The 25,372-nt window shown below is 47.6% G+C and carries 25 protein-coding genes and 3 pseudogenes; 12 read left to right on the top strand and 16 right to left on the bottom strand.

Features of this window, described 5'->3' with window-relative positions; genetic code table 11:
- Positions 1-82: 82 nt before the first annotated feature.
- The 3 genes and pseudogenes from D082_RS14065 (at position 83) to D082_RS19455 (ending at position 1,593) form a co-directional block, all read left to right on the top strand.
- Complete coding sequence (locus tag D082_RS14065; RefSeq protein ID WP_028947035.1) at positions 83-934, top strand: alpha/beta fold hydrolase; 852 nt, start codon at positions 83-85, stop codon at positions 932-934.
- 113 nt (positions 935-1,047) lie between these two features.
- Positions 1,048-1,173 (top strand): annotated as a pseudogene (locus D082_RS19135) (IS630 family transposase); the annotation flags it as partial.
- A gap of 252 nt (positions 1,174-1,425) precedes the next feature.
- Entirely contained in the window at positions 1,426-1,593 is a 168-nt protein-coding gene (locus D082_RS19455; RefSeq protein WP_144428748.1) for a type II toxin-antitoxin system HicB family antitoxin, read from the top strand.
- Positions 1,594-1,599: 6 nt separating this feature from the next.
- On the opposite strand, the gene D082_RS14060 is transcribed toward D082_RS19455, so the two are convergent.
- From D082_RS14060 to D082_RS14040, 5 genes are read right to left on the bottom strand one after another with little or no spacing between them, the layout of a single operon-like run.
- On the bottom strand, positions 1,600-2,568 hold the full coding sequence (locus D082_RS14060) for a phosphotransferase family protein (protein ID WP_028947036.1): 969 nt from the start codon (positions 2,566-2,568) through the stop codon (positions 1,600-1,602).
- 2 nt (positions 2,569-2,570) lie between these two features.
- Positions 2,571-4,403: an ABC transporter ATP-binding protein gene (locus D082_RS14055; RefSeq protein WP_028947037.1), complete on the bottom strand. Its 1,833-nt coding sequence runs from the start codon at positions 4,401-4,403 to the stop codon at positions 2,571-2,573.
- A gap of 47 nt (positions 4,404-4,450) precedes the next feature.
- On the bottom strand, positions 4,451-5,590 hold the full coding sequence (locus D082_RS14050) for a glycosyltransferase family 4 protein (RefSeq protein WP_028947038.1): 1,140 nt from the start codon (positions 5,588-5,590) through the stop codon (positions 4,451-4,453).
- The gene (locus D082_RS14045) at positions 5,587-6,876 is read right to left on the bottom strand and encodes a glycosyltransferase family 4 protein (RefSeq protein ID WP_238546740.1); all 1,290 of its coding nucleotides are present in this window, start codon (positions 6,874-6,876) and stop codon (positions 5,587-5,589) included. Before D082_RS14045 ends, D082_RS14050 begins: the two co-directional genes overlap by 4 nt.
- Complete coding sequence (locus D082_RS14040; RefSeq protein ID WP_028947040.1) at positions 6,848-8,152, bottom strand: glycosyltransferase family protein; 1,305 nt, start codon at positions 8,150-8,152, stop codon at positions 6,848-6,850. The genes D082_RS14045 and D082_RS14040 overlap by 29 nt, the downstream gene beginning before the upstream one ends.
- Positions 8,153-8,807: 655 nt before the next feature.
- Between D082_RS14040 and D082_RS14035 the strand changes: the two genes are divergently transcribed.
- Entirely contained in the window at positions 8,808-9,512 is a 705-nt protein-coding gene (locus D082_RS14035) for a response regulator transcription factor (protein WP_028947041.1), read from the top strand.
- On the opposite strand, the gene D082_RS14030 is transcribed toward D082_RS14035, so the two are convergent.
- Positions 9,509-10,483, bottom strand: a complete 975-nt coding sequence (locus tag D082_RS14030) for an alpha-ketoacid dehydrogenase subunit beta (RefSeq protein WP_028947042.1) — start codon at positions 10,481-10,483, stop codon at positions 9,509-9,511. The two genes, D082_RS14035 and D082_RS14030, sit on opposite strands and share 4 nt — an antisense overlap.
- 390 nt (positions 10,484-10,873) lie before the next feature.
- Between D082_RS14030 and D082_RS14025 the strand changes: the two genes are divergently transcribed.
- The 6 genes from D082_RS14025 (at position 10,874) to zwf (ending at position 17,792) form a co-directional block, all read left to right on the top strand.
- Positions 10,874-11,185 carry a carbon dioxide-concentrating mechanism protein CcmK gene (locus tag D082_RS14025; protein WP_010872076.1) on the top strand — a complete coding sequence of 104 codons (312 nt, stop codon included), beginning with the start codon at positions 10,874-10,876 and terminating at the stop codon, positions 11,183-11,185.
- 154 nt (positions 11,186-11,339) lie between these two features.
- Positions 11,340-11,678 (top strand): carbon dioxide-concentrating mechanism protein CcmK, encoded by a 339-nt coding sequence (locus D082_RS14020; RefSeq protein ID WP_010872077.1) that lies wholly within the window; start codon positions 11,340-11,342, stop codon positions 11,676-11,678.
- Positions 11,679-11,738: 60 nt separating this feature from the next.
- Positions 11,739-12,854, top strand: a complete 1,116-nt coding sequence (locus D082_RS14015) for a glycerate kinase (RefSeq protein ID WP_028947043.1) — start codon at positions 11,739-11,741, stop codon at positions 12,852-12,854.
- A gap of 348 nt (positions 12,855-13,202) precedes the next feature.
- Positions 13,203-15,095, top strand: coding sequence for an iron uptake porin (locus D082_RS14010; protein ID WP_028947044.1), 1,893 nt, complete (start codon positions 13,203-13,205; stop codon positions 15,093-15,095).
- A 132-nt stretch (positions 15,096-15,227) separates the two neighbouring features.
- Positions 15,228-16,166 (top strand): cysteine synthase A, encoded by a 939-nt coding sequence (cysK, locus tag D082_RS14005; RefSeq protein ID WP_028947045.1) that lies wholly within the window; start codon positions 15,228-15,230, stop codon positions 16,164-16,166.
- A gap of 96 nt (positions 16,167-16,262) precedes the next feature.
- Positions 16,263-17,792, top strand: coding sequence for a glucose-6-phosphate dehydrogenase (gene zwf, locus D082_RS14000; protein ID WP_028947046.1), 1,530 nt, complete (start codon positions 16,263-16,265; stop codon positions 17,790-17,792).
- 10 nt (positions 17,793-17,802) lie between these two features.
- Here the strand turns inward: zwf and D082_RS13995 are convergent, their stop codons facing one another.
- Positions 17,803-18,684, bottom strand: a complete 882-nt coding sequence (locus tag D082_RS13995; protein WP_028947047.1) for a restriction endonuclease — start codon at positions 18,682-18,684, stop codon at positions 17,803-17,805.
- Between the two features lie 153 nt (positions 18,685-18,837).
- On the opposite strand from D082_RS13995, the gene uvrA reads away from it, so the two are divergent.
- Positions 18,838-21,765 (top strand): excinuclease ABC subunit UvrA, encoded by a 2,928-nt coding sequence (uvrA, locus tag D082_RS13990; protein WP_028947048.1) that lies wholly within the window; start codon positions 18,838-18,840, stop codon positions 21,763-21,765.
- Between the two features lie 140 nt (positions 21,766-21,905).
- On the opposite strand, the gene urtE is transcribed toward uvrA, so the two are convergent.
- Positions 21,906-22,655: an urea ABC transporter ATP-binding subunit UrtE gene (gene urtE / locus D082_RS13985; RefSeq protein ID WP_028947049.1), complete on the bottom strand. Its 750-nt coding sequence runs from the start codon at positions 22,653-22,655 to the stop codon at positions 21,906-21,908.
- Here urtE and D082_RS19330 point away from each other — a divergent pair.
- Positions 22,606-22,731 carry a hypothetical protein gene (locus D082_RS19330; RefSeq protein ID WP_255356955.1) on the top strand — a complete coding sequence of 42 codons (126 nt, stop codon included), beginning with the start codon at positions 22,606-22,608 and terminating at the stop codon, positions 22,729-22,731. The two genes, urtE and D082_RS19330, sit on opposite strands and share 50 nt — an antisense overlap.
- Positions 22,732-22,746: 15 nt before the next feature.
- Here the strand turns inward: D082_RS19330 and D082_RS19450 are convergent.
- The 8 genes and pseudogenes from D082_RS19450 to D082_RS13955 form a co-directional block, all read right to left on the bottom strand.
- Positions 22,747-22,929: pseudogene (locus D082_RS19450) on the bottom strand (hypothetical protein); the annotation flags it as partial.
- Positions 22,930-23,034: 105 nt separating this feature from the next.
- Positions 23,035-23,244, bottom strand: a pseudogene (locus tag D082_RS19445) (DUF86 domain-containing protein); the annotation flags it as partial.
- Between the two features lie 115 nt (positions 23,245-23,359).
- Positions 23,360-23,659, bottom strand: a complete 300-nt coding sequence (locus D082_RS13980) for a nucleotidyltransferase family protein (protein ID WP_028947050.1) — start codon at positions 23,657-23,659, stop codon at positions 23,360-23,362.
- A gap of 52 nt (positions 23,660-23,711) precedes the next feature.
- Positions 23,712-23,912, bottom strand: coding sequence for a DUF86 domain-containing protein (locus tag D082_RS13975; protein WP_202963087.1), 201 nt, complete (start codon positions 23,910-23,912; stop codon positions 23,712-23,714).
- Positions 23,902-24,231: a nucleotidyltransferase family protein gene (locus tag D082_RS13970; RefSeq protein WP_202963086.1), complete on the bottom strand. Its 330-nt coding sequence runs from the start codon at positions 24,229-24,231 to the stop codon at positions 23,902-23,904. Before D082_RS13970 ends, D082_RS13975 begins: the two co-directional genes overlap by 11 nt.
- A gap of 93 nt (positions 24,232-24,324) precedes the next feature.
- On the bottom strand, positions 24,325-24,606 hold the full coding sequence (locus D082_RS13965) for a type II toxin-antitoxin system mRNA interferase toxin, RelE/StbE family (RefSeq protein WP_028947052.1): 282 nt from the start codon (positions 24,604-24,606) through the stop codon (positions 24,325-24,327).
- A complete protein-coding gene (locus D082_RS13960; protein ID WP_028947053.1) occupies positions 24,603-24,821 on the bottom strand; it encodes a hypothetical protein in 219 nt (72 codons plus the stop codon). Before D082_RS13960 ends, D082_RS13965 begins: the two co-directional genes overlap by 4 nt.
- Before the next feature lie 318 nt (positions 24,822-25,139).
- Complete coding sequence (locus D082_RS13955) at positions 25,140-25,370, bottom strand: hypothetical protein (RefSeq protein ID WP_028947054.1); 231 nt, start codon at positions 25,368-25,370, stop codon at positions 25,140-25,142.
- Between the last annotated feature and the right edge of the window lie 2 nt (positions 25,371-25,372).

The following is a 25,372-nucleotide window of genomic DNA, read 5'->3' as shown; positions in this document are numbered from 1 at the left end:
GGTTAGCCTGGCGATGGGGGATGGGCACAGGAAATGGGACAATTAATGGCCCAGAATTGATTCCATAGGATAGCAAACCTCCGTGAAAATTTCCGAACAGACCCTTGAGGTGGGACAGTTTCACTGGTTTTACCGCCAGATTCAGCCGTCCCAGCCCACCAATAATCCCCCCGTTGCGCTGCTCCATGGTTTACCAAGTCAAAGTTTGTGTTGGACAGGAGTAATGCCCCTGTTGGCGGAAAAGGGGTTAACGGCGATCGCCCCGGATTGGTTAGGGTTTGGCTTTTCGGATATCTTGGACAAACGGGATTTTGCTTATACTTCAGTGGCCTATGAACAGGCTTTGGGGGAATTTTTACAGTCTTTACAATTGAAAAAAATATCCTTAGTGGTGCAGGGATTTTTGGCCACAGCTGGCATTGAATATGCCCTCAATCACCCAGACCAGATTGAACGACTTGCTATCCTAAATACCCCCGTTGTTCCTCCGGTGTCCTTACCCTGGCCCATGCGCCAATGGACAATTCCTTTGGTGGGGGATATGGTCACCCAAGATCCACTAATTATCGACCGTACGTTGGAAGGGGGTAGTGGTTTTGTGATCAGTGACGAAAAACTCAACATTTACCGTAAACCGTGGCTAAAAACTTCCGCTGCCGGTCGGGCTTTAATGGCTGCCACTAAGAATTTACCCACCACTAATGCTCTGACAAAAATTGGCGATCGCCTGCAAAAGGAATGGCGAAAACCGACCTGCTTTATTTGGGGAATAGCGGATAAATGGTTATCGGTGGAACCCATTGAGCATTTAGTCCAGGGAGCCAACCATCTGGAATTGGTCAAATTACCGGAGGCAAAACACTATCCCCAGGAACATTTTCCCCAAGAAGTGGGAGAAACCCTACAAACTTTTTTCCGTAAACAAATTACTTAAAGGACACCTTAGGAGAACTAGTATAGTCGTTTCCAGTAAGACTGAGGCAGTCAAATTCACCGAAAAGCTTGTCAATAAAGACTTAAGCAGTCTCGAAATTATTTGAAATGACTATACCTACCTACTCGCCAGATCCTAATGACATAGAGCATGATTTTAGTGCATTGAAAAGAGCAAGAACATACGTATCTCCAGGTGTAAGCATAGATGAAATTATTCGTAACTACTGTGTAGCATAGTGTCCTATATTTATTTTAACTAGCTATACTCATCTTTTGGAGAAATTAGCAAAGCTTTTTACAAAGGTTGATAGACTAGACAGGTTAAAAACTTTAGTAAGTTTATGGGATATATTCTGCTATTCTTCTGCCTAGACTGATGGAAGAAGAGTAAAATATAACGGCGATCATTTCCCCAAAAAATAGATAAAACCGCAAAACAAACTTATTTTGAATAACTTATTAGCCTGTTAAATTTGTAGAATTGGAAGTATGACAACTAAGCAAGCGTTTGAAACGCAATCTTTGGAATATTATCTAGACTTGAAATATCCCATCTATATCATCCCAGAAGAAGAAGGAGGATTTACTGCGCTGATTCCCGCCTTGCCGAGTTGTATGCCTCAGGGAGAAACGATGGAAGAAAATGAATATGAATAATCATTGTCAAAGGCGATCGCCACAGAGTTCGATTAGGGCAGGGATATTGGGACGACGAGCGGGAATACGCCAACTAATGGCAATGTGACGCATTAGGGTAAGGACTATGTAAATATCAATAGCTTGGCTCAAATAAGGGTTATTTTGGGGTTGTTTGGCCAGAAAAGCAGTTTTTAATGTTTGTTCTTGACTAACCATGGCATCGGGATTACCCCAGATACGGAGGCTATACTCGGTCATGTGGGCGATAAAGTTTCCCAAATCAAGGGCGGAATCCCCTTGGCAATAGAGGTCGAGGTCCACTAACCAAAGGCGATCGCCATCTACCAAAATTTGGTCGGGGTAAAAGTCTCGGTGAATGGTCGTGAGGGGATGGGAATACTGTTCTAAAAGCTTTCCTAGCCGTTCACTCTGGGCGATGAAATGTTGAATTTGTTTTTGCCACTGGGGTTGCTGGTGGACGAACTCCCGGAGGCGATCGCCAAGGATCTGTAATTCAGCGGCAATGGTGTGGATTTTGGTAGTGGGGACAGAATAGCTATGGATTTTGTGGGCCAGGGCAGCAACTTTTTCCGGTAAGCCGGGCTCAGTTAGCAATAAATTTGTTGAGAGTTGACCAGGAACCCACCGTTGGAGCCACATCTGCCAGGGTTTAACTAGCCCTAAAGGTTCCGGTACGGATAGGCTATCTTCACTATGGCCATGGAAGCCATTCTCCCAGAGCGCCCGTTGACAGCCATAGCTTCTGTAATCTGTGCCTTTGGCGCGAATTTTGCCGAGAATAATCCGTTCCCCCCCATCGGCTTCCAAATGATAGGCAATCAATGCCCGTCGCCCAAGTTTATGGCGTAGAAGCTTGGTTTTCTTGACCTTTTCTAAGCCAGGAAAAATGCTAGTCAGGTGTTGTTGAGATAACTGACAATCGAGGGCCAACGGTAGCCAGGGCATTTTTGGGTCAGGGGAAATTTCAGCCATGGTTAACGCCGCAGGGATTCGGTGACAATTGCGAAGGTTTGCCGCTGGAAGAGGTCAGCATAGGCCCCTTGGTGGGCCAGTAATTCCCCATGGGTACCCTGCTCCCGGATTTGTCCCTGGTCAAGGTAAAAGATTTGGTCAGCGGCGATCGCCAACTGGAGATTATGGGTTACCAGAAAGCTGGTGCGATTTTCCGCTAACCGTTCTAAGGCTTCAAAAACCAACTGTTCATTGACTTTATCCAGACCGCTGGTGGGTTCATCCAGGATCAAAATGGGGGTTTGCCTCATGGCCGCCCTGGCGATCGCCAACCGTTGCCGTTGCCCTCCGGAAAGAGTAGTGCCCCGTTCTCCTACCACCGTGTTGTAGCCCTGGGGCAGTTGCAGAATAAATTCATGGGCATTAGCCAAACTTGCGGCCGTTTCAATCTCTGCCATCGTTGCCCCCTCGATGCCATAGGCGATATTTTCTCGAATCGTTGCTGCAAAAAGTAAACTCTCCTGCAATACCACTGCCATTTGGTTCCGAACGCTCGTCAATTGGTAATCCCGCAGATCATGACCATCGATGAGAATTGCCCCTGCGGTGGGATCGTAGAGACGCAATAACAGGCTGAGAAGAGTAGATTTACCACTGCCGGAAGCGCCAACGAGGGCGATTTTTTCCCCTGGTTTTACCGTTAAATTCAACCCCTTAAGAATTGCTTGGTCAGGGTGATAGCCAAAGGAAACATGTTTAAATTCGATAAATCCCTGGAGGAATGGGGCAAGAATAGCCCCTGGTTTGTCCTGAATATCAGGAGTTTCCGCCAAAATATCTAAAATCCGTTCCCCCGATGCCGCTGCCTTGGCCAAACGACCTGTGTATTTAGCAAAATTCTGCACCGGTTTGTAGGCGTTACGTAGATAGGTTAAAAATACTAAAACTGTTCCCGCTGTCAGAACATCTTCAATGACCAGATGGCCTCCATAACCCATCACTAAAGCCGTGCCCAGGGCAATCAGCACGTCCACTGACCGTTCCAGGTTGGCCGCCAATCGTTTAGTTTCGATGTTTTCCTGGAGGCTCCGTTGATTTTGGCGGCTAAACAAATCGGCAAAGGCCTGTTCTAGGGAGAGGGCTTGGACAAGTTTAATCGCAGCGAGGGATTCAGCGGCGGTGGAGGCAACGGCCCCTTCCCGGTGACGTTGGGTGAGGGAAGCATGGCGAATTTTGGCACTTAAACGATTGGCGGCGAACCAAAATAGGGGAAAAGTAACCAAGGACAAAAGGGTTAATTTCAGGTCTAGCCAGGCCATCACCCCCACCATTCCCCCCAAGGTTAAAAGACTGACCAGCAGGGGCAACGCCGCCGTGAGTAAAATTTCCTGGAGACGGTTGGCATCGCTACTGACACGGATAATCAGATCGCCACTGCGGGCTTGGTAGTGGTAACGCAGGGACAGCCGTTGCAAATGCCCATAGAGTTGATCTCGCACCTGGGCCATGACGCGACTACCAACGATCGCCAAACTAACGGTATTCCAATAGGTGGCGATCGCCCGACTGATGGCAATGATAATCACCCCGACGGTGACCAAGACTAATAGCCAATTGGGATTGAGGTTAGTAAAGCCCCAGAGAGAAAGGTTTGGTTGGGTTTGAGAGGGAATCAGTATCCCATCAATGAGTAGTTTTAAGGGCCAAGGTTCTAGCAGCCGCAACCCCACGTCCACCAGCAAAGTTACCATAGCCACTAGCAATAATCGCCACTGGGCGCGAATTTCGGGCCAAAAGGTGGTGATCACTGCCCAGAGGCCGGGCACAGCTTGGTTCATGGGGGAGGCACGGTTCATCTATTTGTAACTTTTAACTTCAACTAACTAACTTCAGTGGTAAAAAATCAGGCTTGGGCGATCACCAAAATTTCGGCAGCAATGCGATCCCAGGTATGGTGTTTAAGTACGAAACCACGGGCAGCCAGACCTAACTGTTCCCGTTGCTGGGGCGATCGCCAAAGATATTCGAGGGCTTGGGCGAGGGCTGTCGCTTCCCCCGGTGGAGACAAAATGCCCGTCACCCCATGGTCAATAATGTCCCTCAGTTGACCGATGCGACTAGCTATCACTGGCAACCCCGCTGCCATGTATTCCACCACCTTGAGGGGCGAAAAATAAAAATTTTCACTGGCAGGATAGGGAGCCACCGCAACGCTCATCTGGCTTAACCAGTGGGGTACTTGCTCTGGTAACACTGTGCCTGTCCATTGCACCTGGGCTGTTAGACGGCGCTGGGCGATCGCCCGTTCAATCTCTTGCCGTTGGGGGCCATCACCGACCATCAACAAGCGGGCCTCCGGGACAGTTTGTCGCAATTGGCCAAAGGCTTCAATCAGGCAATCCAGTCCATGCCAGGGCTTGAGGGAACCAACAAAACCAACGGTAAAAGGCATTGCTCCGCACGGCTTGGAGGTACTGGAAAAACGGGCGGAATTCACTCCATTGGGCATTACAAAAAGGCGATCGGCCGGCACCCATTGCTGTAGATAGGATTTAACCCCTTCCGATACTGCGATCAAAGCTGTGGCTTCCCCAAAGGCTGTTTTTGCTACCTGCAAAGCCAAATCCCGGTCTAGCAAACTCCGGTGGGTGGCCTGCTCTTCAATTAGGGGCGCATTCACCTCTAAAATCCCAGGAATCTGCCGGTTTCGCGCAAAGCTCATCCCTGCCCGACTCCAGAGAGAATAACGTTCATAAACAAGATCGTAGGGCGCTGCCTGGGTTAATAAATCTTGCAACGTCTGATTTTGTTGAAATAACCCTTGCTCGCGCATTGCTAGATCTCCTTTGGGTACCTTGGGCAGGCGATAAACGGGCAAATCAACCAAGTCTGCGGGCGGTTTCCCCCCAAGCCTCGCCGCAAATAGCGTCACCGTTGCGCCCTGGTGGCGAAAGGCACGGATCATTTCCTGGACGTGGATCGAGGCACCTTTGCAGCCAAAGACTGGAATACCTGGATCGGCGCAGACGTAGGCAATCTTCATAGTTGCTCCCCTAAATGAAACAATTCACGGAGCTGGGCGGCATTGCGGTGTAGGTCAAAAGCTTGTGCTAACCGTTGGCGGGCTGCCTGGGCGAAGCGGTTACGTAGGTCCGCGTCGTTCAAGAGGGTTTGCAGAGCTTTGGCTAACTGTTCCGGATCATTTTGACCCACCAGCAACCCCGTTTCCTGATGCTGAATAATTTCGGGAATCCCCGTCACATCCGTCGCTACGCAGGGAGTACCCAAGGCGATCGCCTCTAACAACACTGTGGGTAAACCGTCCCGATTGCCATCCTTACCAACAATGTAGGGAGCTGCAAACACCGTTCCCTGTTTTAGGAGCCGAAATACCTCTCCCTGGGGTTTAGGGCCAGTAATCTCCACCCAAGGCTCCAACTGGTGCTGGGCAATTTGCGATCGCAATGCGGGTTCCAGGGGGCCAGCGCCTACTATCTGACAGCGGAACGAACAATTCCAACGGCGTAGCAAACCACAGGCAGCAATCAAATAAGTTAATCCTTTCTTTTCTACAAACCGCGACACTGACAAAATTAACGGCGGTTCACCGTTGTTTGGGCAGGATTGATAGGGCAATTCCATTAAATCCATGCCGTTATAGATACGCTGTACTCTGCTGGCGGCTCCCCCGTACTGGTGCTGTAAATAAGCCCAGTTATAGTCACTGACGGTCACCACAGCGCGGGCATCCTGGAGTTTGCGGGCAAAATCTGCCGCATCAACGCTTTCATGGAAAATATCCTTAGCATGGGCGGTAAAACTGTAGGGTACCCCAGCAAAATATGCTGCTAAGCGAGTAACACTGGTGGCGACGCTGGCAAAGTGGGCATGGAGATGGGTAATTCCGTAGTGACGGACTGCTTGGGCAAGGCAGAGGGCCTGGTATAAAACACTAGAGCGTTCCCCGGTCGCATAGGCTAATTTTCCCCAAAGGTCGGGAATTAGAGCAGCGGTGGCTTGGATTTCGGCCCAGAGGTAACTGGCGGCGGTGGGATTTTGCCCCAATAAATCAGGGTGCGATCGCCCTTGGTTGGGTTTTTGAATGTAGGTGACAGGAGCTTTGACCTGGGCAATTTTATCTTGGAAATGGCTATCCATCGGGGGACGGAGGGCAAAGATTTTGATGTCTAAACCCGCCGCTTCGTGGGCAAGAATTTCATTGACAATGAACGTTTCCGAATAACGGGGATAGCGTTTAACAACGTAGGCAATGGCCATGGAAGATTTACAACGGAATTGGCTAGCAGGCTTGGGAGATAAAACGGGCACGGGTTTTGAGCAAATGATCCAACATCAGGGGAAGTTGTTGGGTAGCCCGGAGATTTAGAACTGGTTTGTCGTGTTGGTTTGTCGGGGCACAGTGGAGCCAAGCGGCCAGGTTTTGGGCATTTACTTGATTGGGATGGAGCACATCTACCAGGCCCAGTTGTTGTAAGCGGGTCGCCCGGAGCCATTGTTCTTGCCGGGGTTTAATGCGGGGAATAATCAAGGCCGGCTTCTGGAAGGAAAGAATTTCGCAGGTGGTGTTATAGCCCCCCATGGTGATTACCCGTTCTGCTGCTGCCATCAGCATGGTCGGTTCGGGACAGTGGGTCAGGATGCTGAGGTGGGGATTTTGTTGGGCATTGACCTTTAACTCTTGCCGTACAGACTCCGGCATAAATGGCCCAGTGAGTAGTACTCCCGGTAAGTCAGCAGTGAAGGGAATTTGGGCAAAGGCGATCGCCAGGGTTTCCCCATCTTGACCTCCTCCGACAGCCCCTAAAACAAAGCGAGGCGGTAAATTCCAATTTTTCTGGGTTTCTGCCCATGGTTGGGCCAAATACCGGAGGCGATCGCCCTGATGGAAATAACCAAGGGGCTGCATTTTCGCCTTTATATCTGGGGCAAAACCATACTCCTGCCGCAGATCATAAACTTGCGGGTCGCCATAAACCCAGACTGCATCGTAATAGCGACGAATGGCCCTTTCATTGTCCGCTCGGTCCCAATCCCGCTTTACTGCCCCCGGCTGATCCAAAATATCCCTTAACCCAAGCACACAGAGCATTGCGGGGCGCTGTCGCATATATTCTAGACTGGGATCCAGTTCCCGTTCCACTCCCCGGGGCACATTGTCCACAATCAGCACATCGGGCTGAAATTGTTGGATTGCTTGCAAAATTAACTGCGATCGCCAAGCAATCAATTTCTCCAAAGGCAGATTCAGATCCCGGCCGCTGTAGGAACCATCGGAATTTTTTCGCAGACTGGGCAAACCCACATAGTCAATACCCGCCGCAGTTAAGGCACCATTCCCTTCTTCAATGCCTGTAATCACCAAAATTTCAACGGGTAATCCAGACCTCAGCAACGTTTGGGCAATTAATAAGTTACGGCGCTTATGCCCCAACCCCATGGTGTCGTGGGAGTACAGAACAATGCGATAGTAGCAACGGCAAACGGTAACCCTATGGCGCAATCCACCGGACTTTTTTAACGCCAATTTTTTTGGTGATCGCCAGGGAAAATGTTGTCGAAGTGGGGGTGATTGAATGGATTGCATGGGAAAATGTTGGCTGTTCCAAATCTAACGTTGTTGATAGTAATTTCAAATTGGTCAGCCTCGGTTGTGTTTCAATAACGCTCCCTTGTTCTAAATTTGCAGTAAGATTTCAATAAAAAATTGTCTCTATCTCTTACGTTAATCTAGGTGGAAGGATAATAAACTATATGCTGTCCATTAAGCATAAATAACCAGTACTAGACACATTGATATTTGGCACTACTTCCCACGGTTGAGACCTTCCTAGAAAAGGCTAAATAATCTTGCTAGTACTGTGAACGCAACACTAATCTTTTCTATCTTTCTGCTAACTTGCTGACAAAATATGTTCGAACAGGATTCTACTCTGCCCTTAAAACCCATTGGACAATTTTTCATTTGCCCACTCGCTCAGACAATATTTGAGGGGCTTTTACCTAGTTGCTCCCCAAAGTTGAGAGAGGGCTGTGGCGCTTTTAATCACATTCCTAAAATAATTAGAAAACCAACTAAGATAAACTTCCGACCCATCTTAGTGCTTCCATTTGCCCCAAAATACTGTTTCCATGGGAGTTTAGACCATGACTAACAAAATATTGCCTGGTTAGAGCCAGATCCCCCGAGTGGCCAAAAAGCTCTAACCTAAACCCTTGCTAGAGTTGAGAAAAATCCCACCATGGCCAATATCCTTTTAGTGGACGATGAAAACGCCTTAACTGAACCCTTGAGCAAAGCCCTAGGGCACCAAGGCCATAGCATTGACATAGCTGACCAAGGAAAAACAGGCTTAGCCATGGCGATCGCCGGCCAGTACGATCTATTAATCCTTGACTGGATGTTGCCCCAGGTGTCGGGGTTAGAGATTTGTCGCCAGATTAGGACCCTGGGCCACTCAACGCCGGTTTTGTTTCTCACTGCCAAAGATACCCTGGATGACCGAGTGGCGGGGTTAGATGCTGGTGGAGATGACTATTTAGTTAAACCCTTTCAACTCCGGGAATTATTGGCCCGGGTGCGGGCCCTACTGCGACGACAAGGTCAGGGAGAAACTGGCCTAGACAATGGTAGTGGAGGACGGGGATCATTGCTCAGCGTCAACAACATCAGTTTGGATATAGCCAATCAGGTGGCCTATTGCCAGGGCCAACGCATTGCTCTTTCGGAAAAGGAAGTAGCCCTGTTAACCCTATTTTTACAAGCTCCCGGACAAATTCTCAGCCACGAAGAGATCTATTCCCACCTTTGGCCCGGTGAAAGTCCCCCCAGCAGCAACGTGCTAGCGGCCCTGGTACGATTACTACGGCGCAAAATCGAACAGCCCAATACCCCCCGCCTGATTAATTCTGTTTATGGCAAGGGGTACTGTTTTGAAGTCAATTAGCCGACGATCGCCTTGACAGCATCAACGATTTGGGGCGGTTGCACAATGGTCAGCCGTTCCAACATACCGTTGTAGGGGGTAGGAATATCCTGGGAAGAAAGACGCACCACTGGTCCATCCAACTCATCAAAGAGATGGTCATTGATTAGGGCAATTAGCTCGGCTCCGATGCCTCCGGTTTTCATACATTCTTCAACAATAATGACCCGATGGGTTTTCTTCACCGAAGCGCTGATGGTTTCCATATCAAAGGGCTTGAGGGAAATCAAATCGATAATTTCCGGGTCGTAACCCTCTTTTTCCAAAGTTTTCAGTGCCTGCAAACAATGGTGGCGCATACGGGAGTAGGTCAAAATGGTTACATCCTTACCGGGGCGCACCACTTCAGCTTTGTCCAAAGGCACAATGTATTCGTAGTCGGGTAAGTTTTCTTTGAGGTTATACAGTAGGACGTGCTCAAAAAATAGGACCGGATTATTGTCCCGAATGGCCGCTTTGAGCAAACCCTTGGCGTTATAGGGGGTGGAGCAAGCCACAATTTTTAGTCCTGGCACCGCATGGAAATAGGCCTCCAACCGTTGGGAATGTTCTGCCCCCAATTGCCGACCCACGCCTCCAGGGCCACGGATAACCATGGGAATTTGGTAATTACCGCCGGAGGTGTAGCGCAACATCCCCGCATTGTTGGCGATTTGGTTAAACGCCAGCAGAAGAAAGCCCATATTCATGCCTTCGATCACTGGGCGCAACCCTGTCATGGCGGCCCCCACAGCCATGCCGGTGAAACTGTTCTCGGCGATGGGAGTATCCAGCACCCGCATTTCACCATACTTTTCGTACAAATCTTTGGTCACTTTATAGGAACCGCCATAATGTCCCACATCTTCTCCCAGCACAAGGACGTTGACATCCCGTCCCATTTCTTCGTCAAGGGCTTGGCGTAGGGCGGCAAACAGTAGGGTCTCAGCCATGATTTCTGGGGGAAAACTTAGTTTGTGATAACGATTTAAATCGCCGCCGCATCATCCCTGATTAATTCCCACTGGAGAAACTAGTCAAGGGCGATCGGGGCACAACAATCTAGTATTTTGACATACTGACCGACCCCCCATGGCGGGGATTTTGGCAGGGATTAAACATTGAAGTTGATTAGCCCGCCAGTGTCCAAGATATTCAGTCAGAGATCCCATCTTGCCTCGGGTTGCGGAAATAACCAAGGTCTCCAGCTAAAAGCAACGGGGCTTTTGGCAATGATTTGCCCGTGCCATGTTTTTGCTAGGATGAAAACCTAGCTGAGGTCTTGTCTTAGCTTGTTTCAGTTTTTATCAATATTTTCCATCCGTCCCCCAGAGGAACTTCCCATGCCCCAAGCCGTTGGCGTTATACAAACCCTTGGCTTCCCCTCCGTTTTGGCCGCCGCCGATGCCATGCTCAAGGGGGGTAGGGTGACCCTTGTGTACTATGACCTGGCAGAACGGGGCAATTTTGTGGTGGCGATACGGGGGCCTGTGTCGGAAGTTAATCTCTCGATGAAAATGGGTCTAGCCGCGGTTAATGAATCCGTCATGGGGGGAGAAATTGTCAGCCACTACATTGTTCCCAACCCGCCGGAGAATGTCCTAGCGGTTCTGCCGGTGGAATACACGGAAAAAGTTGCTCGCTTCCGCACCTAACGGGGACTTTTCTGCCTTCGTAGTCCGATGTACACCACTTAGCCTATAGTTGACCATGGGATTCTTGCTAATTCTCACCCCGACCAATAGTTGAGTCGAGGGTTTTGGTTCGCTCTGTCCTTTCGTTTTTGCCGCCACTGTCAAGGAGAACAATATGTCCGCCCAATCCGCCGTCGGTTCCATTGAAACCATTGGTTTTCCCGGTATTCTTGCCGCTGCTGATGCCATGGTTAAGGCCGGTAGGATTACAATTGTGGGCTACATTCGGGCGGGGAGTGCTCGGTTCACCCTCAACATTCGGGGGGATGTGCAGGAAGTGAAAACTGCTATGGCGGCGGGCATTGATGCCATTAACCGCACCGAAGGGGCAGATGTGAAAACCTGGGTGATTATTCCCCGACCCCATGAAAACGTAGTGGCGGTTTTGCCCATTGATTTTAGTCCTGAAGTTGAACCTTTCCGGGAAGCGGCGGAAGGTTTAAATCGTCGTTAGTTTTTTGTTGGGAAACGGGGAAGCATAGATTCAGGATAAAGTCGGTTGCCAAATTCCCCAATGCGTCAAATTTTGGTTGCGCCGGACTCTTTCAAGGGGACTCTTTCCGCTGGGGAGGTTTGTCGGATTGCTTTGGAGACTTTAGAACCGGAATTTGACTGTGTTTCCCATCCCCTAGCCGATGGAGGTGAAGGGACCTTAGAGGCGATCGCCAGTAATCTCCACAGCCAATGGCAAACTCTGCAGGTACAGGGCCCATTACCACGTCAAAAGGTTAATGCCCGTTATTTATGGTTACCGGAAAAGGAAACAGCCGTTATTGAAATGGCCCAGGCCAGTGGTTTGCCCTTAGTTCCGATTGGGGAACGTAATCCAGAAATTACCACCAGCTACGGCACCGGGGAGTTAATGGTCCATGCTATCCACCGGGAAGCTAAGCAAATTCAATTGGCGATCGGCGGTTCTGCTACCAATGATGCCGGCTTGGGTTTACTAATGGCGTTGGGTTGGCAGTTTTTAGATCACCAAGGTCAATCCGTCGGTTGGGGAGGGCAAGCGTTGGGTAAAGTTGCCGAAATTATTCCCCCAGTCCTAAATGCTTTTCCCCGGGTAACAGTGCTGTGTGATGTTACCAATCCTTTTTATGGTTCCCATGGGGCCGCCCAGGTCTATGCTCCCCAAAAAGGGGCAGATCCAGCTATGGTTCAACGTTTAGACCAAGGTTTGTGCCATTTTGCCCAGGTAGTGCAAGGATTTGATGGCTTTGAAGTCAATTTTCCTGGGGCTGGGGCCGCTGGGGGAATGGGAGGGGGCGTGGCCTGGGCACTAGGGGCAAAAATAAAATCAGGTTTTGCGGCGATCGCCAACTTGACCCAGTTGGAACAAGCCATGACTGAATCTGATCTAGTGATTACCGGGGAAGGCTGCTTGGATCATCAATCCCCACAGGGCAAAGTGGTGGGAGGAGTTCTTGAGCTAGCAAAGAAAATCAACAAACCGGTGATCATCATAGCGGGACAATGCCAATTAAGTCAGGCAGTTTTACCCAGCGTGCTCAGAGTTTTTAGCCTGGTGGGGCCCGATATTCCCCTGGAAAAAGCTTTGCAACATCCTCAAACAGCTCTAAAAAAAAGACTGGTTCAAGTTAAGCAACACCTAGCCCAAGGCCAAAACTAACTTCAGACAGATTCTCCATCATTAGGAGAGGGACCATGGCCGGACTAAAAACTGACCCTGCCCCTAGCCATCCCCAAAATAGCAACTATAATCTGTTATTAACCATCAACATCATCGTTCCGTGAGCAGAAGCTGTAGGCGGTTTTTCTTTACCAACACTGATTGTGGCCCTGGCTTTCTAAGCTAGTCCGCAAAACAGCCCAATGGCCTTGCTGAACCTAGCATCTACCATGAATCTAAAGAAAATTGTCAACTTCTCCCACTCTTTCGAAAAAAACGTGTACAATGTGTTACTGAGTATAGGACTTGGTTCCCGTAGTCATTATTAGGTGTGAGGAAAAGCTAAAAATGCTTAAACTATCTTGGAAGTCCCTGTTAGTGAGCCCTGCTGTGATTGGTGCCGCCCTGGTGGCTGGCGCTGCGAATGCTGCTCCCGACAATGTTACGAATGCTCAAGTTTTAGACCAACTCGATCAATACACCGCTGAAGGTCAGTCTTCTGCCATTGATCAAGTAACCAGCGTCAGCGAACTCCGCGATGTGCAACCCACTGCCTGGGCCTATGAAGCGCTCAAGAGCTTGGTGGAACGCTACGGTTGTATCGTTGGTTACCCTGACCGTACTTTCCGAGGCGATCGGGCCCTCAGCCGTTGGGAATTTGCCGCCGGTCTTAATGCCTGTATGAACGTTATGGAACGTTTAATTCAGGAAAACGTGGCGGTTCTCCGGGAGGACATCGACAAGTTAAAACGCCTCATGCAGGAATTCGAAGCAGAATTGGCTGCCTTGGGTGCCCGGGTAGATAACCTCGAAGCCCGCACCTCTTTCCTGGAAGACCACCAATTTTCCACCACCACCAAATTGACTGGGGAAGTAATTTTTGCTCCCACTGCCATCTTTGGTACCAAAAAAACCCTCAACAACATTACCGACAACAACCAAGCGGTATTCCAAAACCGGGTTCGTTTGCAGTTTAACACCAGCTTCTCCGGTGAAGACCTGTTAGTCACTCGTCTTGCCGCTGGCAATGGTAACCGCTTCAAGAGTTTCTATCCCACCCAGAACGTACTTGACCCCGAAACTGGTCAACCCCTTGGCATCGTAGGTGACTACTATGAGAGCCCCACCTTTACCCAGGTGCACCAGCTTTCCCCTGGCGACAACAATAACGTCGCTGTTGACTGGTTGGCTTACTACGTCCCCTTAGATCTGGGTCCCAACTTCCGTCTTAACAACTACATCGCTGCCTGGGGTGGTATCTGGGACGACTTCGTTCCCACCCTCAACCCCTATTTTGATGACTACACCGGTGGTAAAGGTGCTCTGAGCCAATTCACCGCCCAGAACCCCATCTACTCCATTGGTGGTGGTACTGGTGTGGGTACCAGCTTGGAGTTGGGCTTCCTCAGCAATCTCTTAGGCCCCACCTCCTTGAGCTTGGGTTACTTGGCTAGCACCGGCAACAACCCCAGCAGTGGTAACTCCGTTGTTAACCCCGCCACTGGCAACAACTACGAGTTCAGTAGTGGTGGTAACGGTCTGTTCAACGGTGGCTACAGTGCCCTGGCCCAGATTACCACCAACATTTTTGACCGCGTAAGCCTAGGCTTCACCTACGTCAATGCCTACACTACCCCCGACGCCGCTATCTTCGGTAAGGGTGGTACCCAGGGCATCGTTGGTACTACCGCCGCTAACCTCAACCGCTCTGAGTTGAATGATTCTTTCGTCAACGGTTTGGGTGTGGGCGCTCCCCCAGTGGATGCCGCCACCTATAACTCCAATGTCAGCGGTGGTACAGCCTCCGGTAACGTTGTTAATCCTTACGACTTTGGTGGTAAGCAGACCAACAGCTATGGTGTCCAAATGGCTTGGAATATCGCTGATTGGTTGAGCTTCAGTGCCTACGGCAGCTACACCAACGTTACTTTGATCGGTAAAGATAACGGTGACATCTGGACCTACGGCGGTGGTTTTGCTTTCCCTGACCTCGGTAAAGAAGGCAACGTTCTAGGTATCTTTGCTGGTGTTCAACCCTATGTGGGCGGCTTCAGCAACAGCACCTTAGGAACCACCTTCATTCCTACCACTAACCCCGTTCAAGTTGAACTTTTCTATAAGTACCAACTCACCGACAACCTTTCTTTAACCCCTGGTGTGATCTGGATTTCCAAACCTGAACAGACCACCAATGCCACTGACGCTTTCATCGGCACCATCCGTGGTACCTTCACTTTCTAGACTGCGATCTGAGCACAGTTTAGGTTGACTTTTTCCTACCAGTTAAAGTTTAATCACTTACGAACCCCGCCTCTGGTGGGGTTTTTCGTTGTAAGATCCAGGCAGACTTCCCTTCTTGGTGGGCCCTTACCTATGAAAATTGCCAACAACGTTACAGAGTTAATTGGTCGCACGCCTCTAGTGCAGCTCAATCGCATTCCCTCTGCGGAAGGATGTATGGCCAAGATTATAGTCAAGTTGGAGGGGATGAATCCGGCGGCGTCAGTTAAAGACCGCATCGGCATTAATATGATTAACCAGGCAGAAAAGCAAGGGTTAATTGAACCTGGTAAGACTCTGCTCATTGAGCCCACTTCTGGAAACACAGGCATTGCCCTCGCTATGGTGGCGGCGGCTAAAGGATACCAATTGATCCTAACCATGCCGGAAACAATGAGTCAGGAACGGCGGGCGATGTTAAAGGCCTATGGAGCGAAACTAGAGCTGACTCCTGGGAGTGAAGGGATGGGGGGATGTATTAAAAGGGCCCAGGAATTGGTCAATAGTCTACCCGATGCCTATATGTTGCAACAGTTTGATAATCCCGCTAATCCTCAAATTCATCAGCAGACCACTGCCCTGGAAATTTGGGAAGATACTGACGGTCAAATTGATTTCCTTGTGGCGGGAGTTGGTACTGGCGGTACTATTACCGGGGTAGCTTCTGTGTTGAAGGAAAAAAAACCTAGTTTCCAGGCGATCGCCGTGGAGCCAGAAAATAGCCCAGTTTTGTCGGGGGGAAAACCGGGACCGCACAAAATTCAAGGTATTGGAGCCGGCTTTATTCCAGAGGTGTTGGATGTGAATTTAATTGACGAAGTGATTACGGTTACCGACCAAGAGGCGATCGCCTACGGAAGAAGATTAGCCAGGGAAGAGGGTTTGTTATCGGGTATTTCTACCGGGGCAGCCCTAGCCGCGGCTCTCAAAGTTGGCAAAAGACCTGCCAATAGAGACAAACTGATTGTCATGATTCAACCTAGTTTCGGAGAAAGATACCTCAGCACTCCTCTGTTCCAGGATTTAGATTAGAAGAAATTTTTCTTAAAACTTTGCGGGGAAAAGAAAACTTTCTGGAATTGTGAGTTATTTTAAAGCGTAAGTGGCCACACAATACGAGCATTCCCCATGGTAACGCTACTCGAAAACCCTTTCCGCACCGGACTCCGCCAAGAACGCACACCGGAACCCCTCATTCTGACCATTTTTGGCGCATCGGGGGATCTGACCCAAAGAAAACTGGTGCCTGCCATCTACCAAATGAAACGGGAACGTCGTCTTCCTCCGGAGTTGACCATTGTCGGTTTTGCGAGAAGAGACTGGAGCCACGACCATTTTCGTGAACAGATGCGTAAGGGCATTGAAGAGTTCTCCACCGGCATTGGTAGTGAAGACCTGTGGAATGAGTTTGCTCAGGGTTTATTTTATTGCTCCGGTAACATGGATGACCCGGATAGCTACCTGAAGCTAAAAAATTTCCTCGGGGAATTGGATCAAAAACGTAACACCAGAGGAAATCGAGTTTTCTATCTTGCCGTTTCTCCAAACTTTTTTCCCCCCGGCATCAAGCAATTAGGGGCGGCGGGTATGCTAAGTGACCCAAGCAAAAGCCGTATTGTGATCGAAAAGCCTTTTGGGCGGGATTTGAGTTCGGCCCAAAACCTGAACAGGGTGGTGCAAGCAGTCTGTAAGGAAAATCAAGTTTATCGCATTGACCATTATCTGGGCAAAGAAACAGTGCAAAACTTGATGGTCTTCCGCTTTGCCAACGCCATTTTTGAACCATTGTGGAACCGTCAATTTGTTGATCACGTACAAATTACTGTGGCGGAAACCGTGGGAGTAGAAGAACGGGCCGGTTATTACGAATCTGCGGGGGCCCTACGGGATATGGTGCAGAATCACCTACTGCAACTCTTTTGTCTAACAGCGATGGATCCCCCCAATGCCATTGACGCCGATAGCATTCGCAACGAAAAAGTCAAAGTTTTGCAAGCTACCCGTTTAGCGGATATCAATAATCTGGAAAATGCTGGCATCCGTGGTCAATATAAAGCTGGTTGGATGGGAGGTAAGCCAGTACCAGGCTACCGGGAGGAACCGGGGGTAGCACCTAGTTCCACCACTCCCACCTTTGCTGCCCTTAAATTGATGGTGGATAATTGGCGTTGGCAGGGGGTGCCCTTTTATCTCCGCACTGGTAAGCGCATGCCAAAAAAAGTGAGCGAGATTGCCATTCAATTCCGGGAAGTACCCCTGTTGATCTTTCAATCGGTGGCCCACCAGGCTAATCCTAATATATTAAGTTTGAGGATTCAGCCCAACGAAGGTATTTCCCTGCGCTTTGAGGCGAAAATGCCCGGTTCAGAACTACGTACCCGTACGGTGGATATGGATTTCAGCTATGGCTCTTCCTTTGGGGTAGCTACGGCGGATGCGTACCATCGTCTTTTGTTGGATTGTATGTTGGGGGACCAAACTCTCTTTACTAGAGCAGATGAAGTGGAAGAGGCTTGGCGGGTGGTAACTCCGGTGTTATCAGCTTGGGATGCTCCCAGCGATCCCTTAACCATGCCCTTGTATGAGGCGGGCACTTGGGAACCGGCGGAGGCGGAATGGTTGATCAATAGAGATGGTCGCCGCTGGCGCAGACTTTAGACTTTAGCGGTCAACGAAAGCGATCAAAAAAATCTGTATCAATTTCATAGACCGTCTTGGGTTTTAAGCCTAGTTCTAATTGCTCGAACATCTTAATTAATTTGTTTGAGTCCACCAATTCTATTGGGGATACTCCATCCCGTATGGCTTCCCTTTCTGCTTCTTTAGTGAAACTGCCGGTGGTGATCAAAATATCCTTATCAGCCCGTCCCATCATGGCTCCGCGAAAATCCCTAATTTGTGGCGCCCCCACTGAGCCAGTGTAACGCTTACATTGAAATAAAACCGGAATGCTTAACAGGGGATTAATTTGCAAAATACCTTTGCCATCAATGCCTCCATCCCCAGTTTTGCCTGTCACCTCCACTTCTTGAAAGCCAGCTTCCCGTAAAAATTGCTTACACAAATGCTCAAATCCGTTGGGAGAAAGATTGCGTAAAATTTGTAGTAGTTTTTCTCGATAGTCAACGGTGATTAGACTAGTATCGCTATCCGGAGCAGAAATTTCTTCTTGAATGTCCCCATCAATTGTCGTTGAATTCCCTGATTTTTTATCTTTAAAACCACCTTGAACTTCTTTAAAAATCGCGAATGCTTTTTGATTGTTTACTGTTTCCACTATGCCTTTTTCCGTTAGTGTCCACACTCCCCGTTTAGAAGCATCTAGATAACCTGCCTTCACCAAATAGAATCTAGCCCAGTCAATTTGGTTAATTACTCGGGAAGAGCCACTTTTCAGTTTTTCCTCCAATAACTCTTCAGAAATTTGCAGTGTTTCAATGATCAGATTCTTTACTTCCGTGGGAGTGCCGGAATAGCCTAATTCCTTTAGGGCGTTCAGTAGTGGAACGAAGTATTTGACAAATTCTGGCCCCTTAGTTGCCTTGGACATTAATAGTTATTTTGATCTGGCTAATTTTGACGCTTTAGAAAATTGTATCAGCTCAACATTTCTTGCTCAGTCTAAATGGCGATCGCCGGCCCATATCAACAAAGACCGTTTAAGATTATTGTGAAGAAAAGTTAAGAATGTTGCCCTTACCCCATGCCAGAGCAAAACAGCATCCGTATCCGAGGCGCGAGACAACATAACCTGAAAAATGTGGATCTGGATTTGCCCCGCGATCGCCTGATTGTGTTTACGGGGGTATCGGGGTCAGGGAAATCATCTTTGGCATTTGATACCATTTTTGCAGAGGGGCAACGACGGTATGTGGAATCCCTAAGCGCCTACGCTCGGCAGTTTTTGGGGCAACTGGATAAGCCGGATGTGGACAGCATTGAGGGGCTAAGCCCGGCCATTTCCATCGATCAAAAATCCACTTCCCATAATCCCCGCTCCACCGTGGGTACAGTGACGGAAATTTACGATTATTTGCGCCTATTATTTGGTCGGGCCGGCAGTCCCCATTGTCCCCATTGCCAACGGAACATTGCGCCCCAAACCATCGATCAAATGTGCGATCGGGTGATGGAATTACCGGACAGGACTAAATTTCAAATTCTTGCCCCGGTGGTAAAGGGCAAAAAAGGCACCCATGTGCAACTACTTTCCAGTCTGGCTTCCCAGGGATTCGTACGGGTGAGAATTAACGGTGAAGTGCGGGAATTAAGTGACAATATTGAACTCAAAAAAAGCCAAGCCCACACCATTGAAGTAGTCATTGATCGCCTGATCAAAAAAGATGATTTGCAGGAGCGCTTGGCGGATTCTTTAAGTACCTGTTTAAAACAGGCGGAAGGCACCGCCATTATTGATATTTTAGATGTTCCAAAACTGGAAGTATTGGACGGTGGTAAACCAGATAATTCAGAGGGGTTAAAAGCGGCGGAAAATGGCCAAGCTTATCAAACAAATTTGCCGAAAGAAATAGTTTTTTCGGAAAACTTTGCCTGCCCAGAACACGGGGCGGTAATGGATGAACTTTCCCCCCGCCTATTTTCCTTTAACTCTCCCTACGGTGCTTGTCCCGATTGCCATGGCATTGGCTTTGTGCGATCCTTTTGCCCCGATTTGGTCATTCCCGATCCTGATAAACCCGTTTATGCGGCGATCGCCCCCTGGTCAGAAAAGGATAATTCCTACTATTTATCGTTGCTGTACAGTTTAGGGCAACATTTTAATTTTCAGTTACAAACTCCCTGGAAAAAGTTAACCCAAGAACAAAAAGAAATAATCCTATACGGCACAGAAGAAGAAATTTGGTTTGAAGGGGAATCCCGTTACCGTAATCAAAAGGGATATTACCGTCGCTTTACGGGGGCACTGAACATTCTACAAAAAAGTTATGACGAAACCAGTTCCGATGCCATCAAACAAAAGTTAGAAAAATACATTATCAATCAACCCTGCCACACCTGCCATGGCAAAAGATTAAAGCCGGAAGCGCTGGCGGTAAAACTGGGCCAGTACAACATTGATGACTTAACCAGTGTGCCCATCCGTCAGACCCTAGAGCGGATTGAAAACCTAGCCCTAACTTCCCGTCAAGCCATGATTGGGGAATTGGCGCTAAAAGAAATTAAAGCCCGTTTACAATTTTTGCTAGACGTAGGTTTGGACTATTTGACCCTTGATCGGGCCGCCATGACCCTTTCCGGCGGGGAAGCCCAACGCATCCGCCTTGCCACCCAAATTGGTTCCGGTCTTACTGGAGTTTTATACGTTTTAGACGAACCCAGCATTGGTCTCCATCAACGGGACAACGATCGCCTGTTGGCCACTTTAACTAAACTACGGAATTTGGGTAATACCTTAATTGTGGTAGAGCATGATGAAGATACCATCCGCCACGCTGACTATATTGTCGATATTGGCCCCAAGGCGGGCATCCATGGTGGGGAAATTGTCTGTCAAGGGGATTTTCAGACCTTAGTAAAAAATAAACGATCCCTAACGGGGGCTTACCTTTCCGGTCGGGAGGCGATCGCCACTCCCCAGGAACGAAGAACGGGCAACGGAGCTAAGTTGACCCTGAAAAACTGTAGCCATAACAATTTACGTAACATTGATGTCACCATTCCCCTGGGCAAACTGGTGTGCATTACGGGGGTATCCGGTTCCGGTAAATCTACCTTGGTCAATGAACTGCTTCATCCTGCGTTGCAACATCATCTCTCCCGGCAGGTGGCCTTTCCCAAAAATTTAGGGGAAATTACCGGCCTCCAGGCGATCGATAAAGTCATTGTCATTGACCAGTCCCCCATTGGCCGTACCCCCCGCTCCAACCCTGCCACCTATACCGGCATTTTTGACCCCATCCGGGAAATTTTCACCCAAACCATTGAAGCCAAAGCTCGAGGCTATAAACCGGGACAATTTTCTTTCAACGTCAAAGGGGGTCGCTGTGAAGCCTGCGCCGGCCAGGGGGTTAACGTCATTGAAATGAATTTTTTGCCCGATGTTTATGTGCAATGTGACGTGTGCAAAGGAGCCAGATATAACCGGGAAACGTTACAGGTCAAATATAAAGGTCATTCCATTGCTGACGTGCTGGCCATGACCACCGAGGAAGCGTTAACGGTGTTTGAAAATATTCCCCGGGCGGTGAATCGCTTGCAAACCTTAGTGGATGTGGGTTTGGGCTATATCAAACTGGGTCAACCGGCCCCCACCCTATCCGGGGGAGAAGCGCAACGGGTCAAACTAGCTTCCGAATTGTCTCGCCGGGCCACAGGTAAGACTTTATATTTAATTGACGAACCTACCACGGGCTTATCTTTTTACGATGTCCACCATTTGCTCAACGTACTGCAACGCTTGGTCGATAAAGGCAATTCCGTTTTAGTGATTGAACATAACCTCGACGTAATCCGCTGTAGCGATTGGATTATTGATCTAGGCCCCGAAGGCGGTGATCGGGGTGGGGAAATTATGGTCACTGGAACCCCAGAAACGGTGGCGCAACATCCCACTTCCTATACAGGAAAATATTTAGCCAAGGTGTTGCCATCCAAAAGTGTTGAACGATAGGTAAAGGAAGAAAAAAGGGGGATAGAATAGACAAAATATCCCCCAAATAAGGAAAAAGCCGATGGGCAGGGGGATTGAGATAAGTACTTGTCGTTTGAAGATTATGGGTCCCCCATAGGGAAAATCTATTCCGGAGAGGACTATACTGCCAGGAATTTTTGAATTACTTCTTGGCTCAGGGTTTGGGTTTCCCCGGAGGCGACAATGCCTCCCTTTTGCATGGCGTAGTAACGATCCGCCTGGCGAACAAAATGTAAATGTTGCTCCACTAAAAGGACAGAAATGCCGGTGGCGGCAATAATTCGTTTCACCGCTGCTTCAATTTCCAAAATAATGGATGGTTGGATCCCCTCGGTGGGTTCATCCAACAGTAATAGTTTGGGCTGGCCCATCAAGGCCCTGGCGATCGCCAATTGTTGTTGCTGACCACCACTCAGGTCGCCCCCCCAACGGGAAAGCATGGTTTTCAGCACAGGGAAAAGCTCAAAAATTTCGTCGGGTATACCCTTCTGTCGTTGGCTTTTATCAGCACAGGCTTCCAAGCCCAGCAGCAAATTTTCCTGCACTGTTAGGCGGGGAATGATCTCTCGCCCCTGGGGAACGTAACCAATGCCCAAACGAGCCCGTTTATCCGTCGGTAAAGGATTCAAATGGCGATCGTTGTAGACCACGTAACCACTGCGGGGGGAAAGCAGTCCCATAATGGTTTTGAGTAGGGTGGTCTTACCAACCCCGTTGCGGCCAATCAAACACACCATTTGCCCCGGAGCAATGGACATATCCACATTCCGCAAAATATGGCTCTCGCCGTAATACACATTCAGATCGGAAATTTGTAGCATGGGGACAATCCAATTAGCCGAGAATGGGGGAAAGAATAGCACAGGCATCGAGAATGTTCAAATTCCCCGTCAAGCTTTGTTGATGGCGATCGCCAAAGGATCTGCTGTGGGTTGCGCCGGTTGATAGGTTTGTTACTTCTGGGCGTAAGGCAATATAATGCCGATAATCATTAGCCCACTCAATAAACGGTTCTTCGTCGCGAATTAAACCATTACTGTATAGATTAAAAAATTCCTCGGAATCCCAATGATATTGATGCTCAAATAGGCTAAGACGTTTAGTGATGGCAACTAATGCATCTAGACTAGTCGAATACTCAATTCTCTGTTTTCGGATGGTTAAAATTTCGTTGTTTTTAATTGGTGTTTAATTGATTAAATAGGATGGCGATCGCCTATGAATAAAGTCTTCATAATTAGAAAATAATTAGTCATGGCTATTGACTGATGAAATAAAGTAAATTAACGCAGGAATATCTTTTTGTATAGCTTCCCAAATAATATCACAATCAACTTCTTTATATTCATGGACAACCCGGTTCCGCATTCCACGAATCTCATTGAATGGAATTTGGGGATATTGACTTTTGAATTGTTCAGATAATCGGTTTACAGCTTCTCCTATAATTACTAATTGGTATAAGACTGAAGATTACGTTTTTTCATCATCAACAAATTCTTGTTTATCCATATTGTGAGTAAAACTAAGAATTTGATTGAGAGCATGATAAAGATCCAAAATAATTTCTTGATCACTGAGCATAAATAATCTCCGCATCATTGAGAATATTCTTGCGACGAATCCAATTTTTGCTATTTTCAATCGCTTTTTTAGAAACGAGATCAATATTTCGTCTTAGTAATCTTTTAAATTCATCTTCTATTTTAATCATATCCATTAAACTAATATGGGCATTCGGATCAAATTTAACCAATAAATCAATATCGCTATCAAAATTAAAATCTTCCCTTAGGATGGAACCAAAAACGGATAATTCAGTGATTTTATGTTGTTGGCAAAATTGACGAAGGATTTGGAAGGAAACTCCCATTGATCATATTCATGAACAATAACATTCCGCATTGCCGCCATTTCTCGCCAAGCTAAGCTATGGTTGGATGTTGATTGCGAAAGTCTTGAGAAATTCGCCTTGTTGCTTCTCCAATAATCGTAATTTGATAGAGAATGGCTGATAATTTCTCATCGTTAATTTCTAGTTGTACTTTATCAATTTCATCTGTGTATCGTAAAATACGTCTGATAGCATTGGCAATATCAATTAGAGATTCTTGATCACGTTGCATAGATAATCTGGGCCGATTCTAAAATGTTTTTGCGTCTGAGCCAATTTTCACTTCGATTAATGGCATTTTTGATAATCAAATCGATGGGACGTTGAAAGATAGCTTGCAGTTCATCCTGCATCTGTATTGTTTCTGTCAAACCTCGTTTTGCTGTAGGGGCAAATTCAATGAGGATGTCAACATCGCTGGCTGAATGGAAGTCTGGACGTAGGATGGAACTAAACAAGGCAAATTCCTTAACCTGCCATTTGTGACAAAATTGACGAATCTGCTCCATTGGTAACTCTTTGGTCAATTTACTAACGTTTATCTTGTCCATGATGTTTATTGTATAGCTGAGTTTATTGAAATTTGAACTTTAGAGATTTTGGCGATCGCCTAGAGATCGACCTTTCTTTTTTGACAAGTTAAATTAGTAGACTTCATCATGGGAACCTAAATTTAGTAATAAAATTGCCTCTTCGTTATCTTCTAGGTTGTTCACAAATTCAAATAGCAGACGATAATTATAGTCGATAGAGCATGACCAGACGTTAGCTAGTTCTCCTTTTAGTTTATGGGTGCGTAGGCTAGGGTGAAAAGGATCTGTTGCCAACTGATGTAATACTTGTTCAATCATCGGCCTCAGATTAGGATTTTTGCGAATCAGGCGCTTGAATGAACGTAACGATTTTGGAGACCAGGCAATTTTCATTCTTGATCGAGCGCTTCTAAAAATTGATTCACTGAACCAAACTGAACATCACCGTTAGCAAATTCTTGGCGAATCTCTTTGATTTCTTCGGTTAATTGTTTTCTTCTTTTTTCTTGCAATCTTTTCTGGATAATGTCAAGCAAGATTTGTTGATCATCTAGGGGGAGATTTTCAACGGATTCAATGGCTTTTTGGAATTCTGATGTTTTTAGCATTGTAGTTTGACAGGATTTGTTTAAAGTTTGAATTATGTGAAAAAGGATTAGCGATCGCCTATGAATAAAATTGCTCATAGTTTTTGTGGCTACCAATCCAAAACCAAGTTACTGTATCTTTTTCAAGAATACCTAGTGCTCGATAATTAAGACTAACTCTGACAGACCAAATATCTTCCTGTCGATTAATACATTTAAAATGTAGAGAGGGATGAAACGGATTATCACGCCACAAGTAGTAAGTTTTTCTAACTCTTTGTCTAGTTTGAAAGTCTAGTAATTTGTAATTCTCCCAAAATGATGGTATGGTTGCTGATTTCATAACTTTTCGTAGTCCATCGGCTTGGATTTTCCGTCAGCAATTTCCTGCTTGGCTTTTTTTGCAGCTTGAATCAAATTATTCTGAGTCTTACTGACAAGATTATCCCATTCTAGTTCGTCCTGAAGACTAGTAATATATTCTCGAAGATGTTCAATAAGCTGAGTCTGAGCTATCTCCGGCAGAGATTCTATCATTTTGGTAACGGTAGCAATGTTTTCAGATGACATGG

Source organism: Synechocystis sp. PCC 6714 (genome assembly GCF_000478825.2).
Lineage (GTDB): Bacteria > Cyanobacteriota > Cyanobacteriia > Cyanobacteriales > Microcystaceae > Synechocystis.
Note: the sequence above shows the minus strand (reverse complement) of the source record. Positions and strands in the feature narration are given on the sequence as shown.

Coding starts and splice junctions, on each gene's coding strand:
- D082_RS19455 (WP_144428748.1), top strand. CDS start 1,426: ATGACAACTAAGCAAGCGTTTGAAACGCAATCTTTGGAATATTATCTA.
- D082_RS14060 (WP_028947036.1), bottom strand. CDS start 2,568: ATGGCTGAAATTTCCCCTGACCCAAAAATGCCCTGGCTACCGTTGGCC.
- D082_RS14055 (WP_028947037.1), bottom strand. CDS start 4,403: ATGAACCGTGCCTCCCCCATGAACCAAGCTGTGCCCGGCCTCTGGGCA.
- D082_RS14050 (WP_028947038.1), bottom strand. CDS start 5,590: ATGAAGATTGCCTACGTCTGCGCCGATCCAGGTATTCCAGTCTTTGGC.
- D082_RS14040 (WP_028947040.1), bottom strand. CDS start 8,152: ATGCAATCCATTCAATCACCCCCACTTCGACAACATTTTCCCTGGCGA.
- D082_RS14035 (WP_028947041.1), top strand. CDS start 8,808: ATGGCCAATATCCTTTTAGTGGACGATGAAAACGCCTTAACTGAACCC.
- D082_RS14030 (WP_028947042.1), bottom strand. CDS start 10,483: ATGGCTGAGACCCTACTGTTTGCCGCCCTACGCCAAGCCCTTGACGAA.
- D082_RS14025 (WP_010872076.1), top strand. CDS start 10,874: ATGCCCCAAGCCGTTGGCGTTATACAAACCCTTGGCTTCCCCTCCGTT.
- D082_RS14020 (WP_010872077.1), top strand. CDS start 11,340: ATGTCCGCCCAATCCGCCGTCGGTTCCATTGAAACCATTGGTTTTCCC.
- D082_RS14015 (WP_028947043.1), top strand. CDS start 11,739: ATGCGTCAAATTTTGGTTGCGCCGGACTCTTTCAAGGGGACTCTTTCC.
- D082_RS14010 (WP_028947044.1), top strand. CDS start 13,203: ATGCTTAAACTATCTTGGAAGTCCCTGTTAGTGAGCCCTGCTGTGATT.
- cysK (WP_028947045.1), top strand. CDS start 15,228: ATGAAAATTGCCAACAACGTTACAGAGTTAATTGGTCGCACGCCTCTA.
- zwf (WP_028947046.1), top strand. CDS start 16,263: ATGGTAACGCTACTCGAAAACCCTTTCCGCACCGGACTCCGCCAAGAA.
- D082_RS13995 (WP_028947047.1), bottom strand. CDS start 18,684: ATGTCCAAGGCAACTAAGGGGCCAGAATTTGTCAAATACTTCGTTCCA.
- uvrA (WP_028947048.1), top strand. CDS start 18,838: ATGCCAGAGCAAAACAGCATCCGTATCCGAGGCGCGAGACAACATAAC.
- D082_RS19330 (WP_255356955.1), top strand. CDS start 22,606: ATGGGGACAATCCAATTAGCCGAGAATGGGGGAAAGAATAGCACAGGC.
- urtE (WP_028947049.1), bottom strand. CDS start 22,655: ATGCCTGTGCTATTCTTTCCCCCATTCTCGGCTAATTGGATTGTCCCC.
- D082_RS13980 (WP_028947050.1), bottom strand. CDS start 23,659: ATGGGAGTTTCCTTCCAAATCCTTCGTCAATTTTGCCAACAACATAAA.
- D082_RS13975 (WP_202963087.1), bottom strand. CDS start 23,912: ATGCAACGTGATCAAGAATCTCTAATTGATATTGCCAATGCTATCAGA.
- D082_RS13970 (WP_202963086.1), bottom strand. CDS start 24,231: ATGGACAAGATAAACGTTAGTAAATTGACCAAAGAGTTACCAATGGAG.
- D082_RS13965 (WP_028947052.1), bottom strand. CDS start 24,606: ATGAAAATTGCCTGGTCTCCAAAATCGTTACGTTCATTCAAGCGCCTG.
- D082_RS13960 (WP_028947053.1), bottom strand. CDS start 24,821: ATGCTAAAAACATCAGAATTCCAAAAAGCCATTGAATCCGTTGAAAAT.
- D082_RS13955 (WP_028947054.1), bottom strand. CDS start 25,370: ATGTCATCTGAAAACATTGCTACCGTTACCAAAATGATAGAATCTCTG.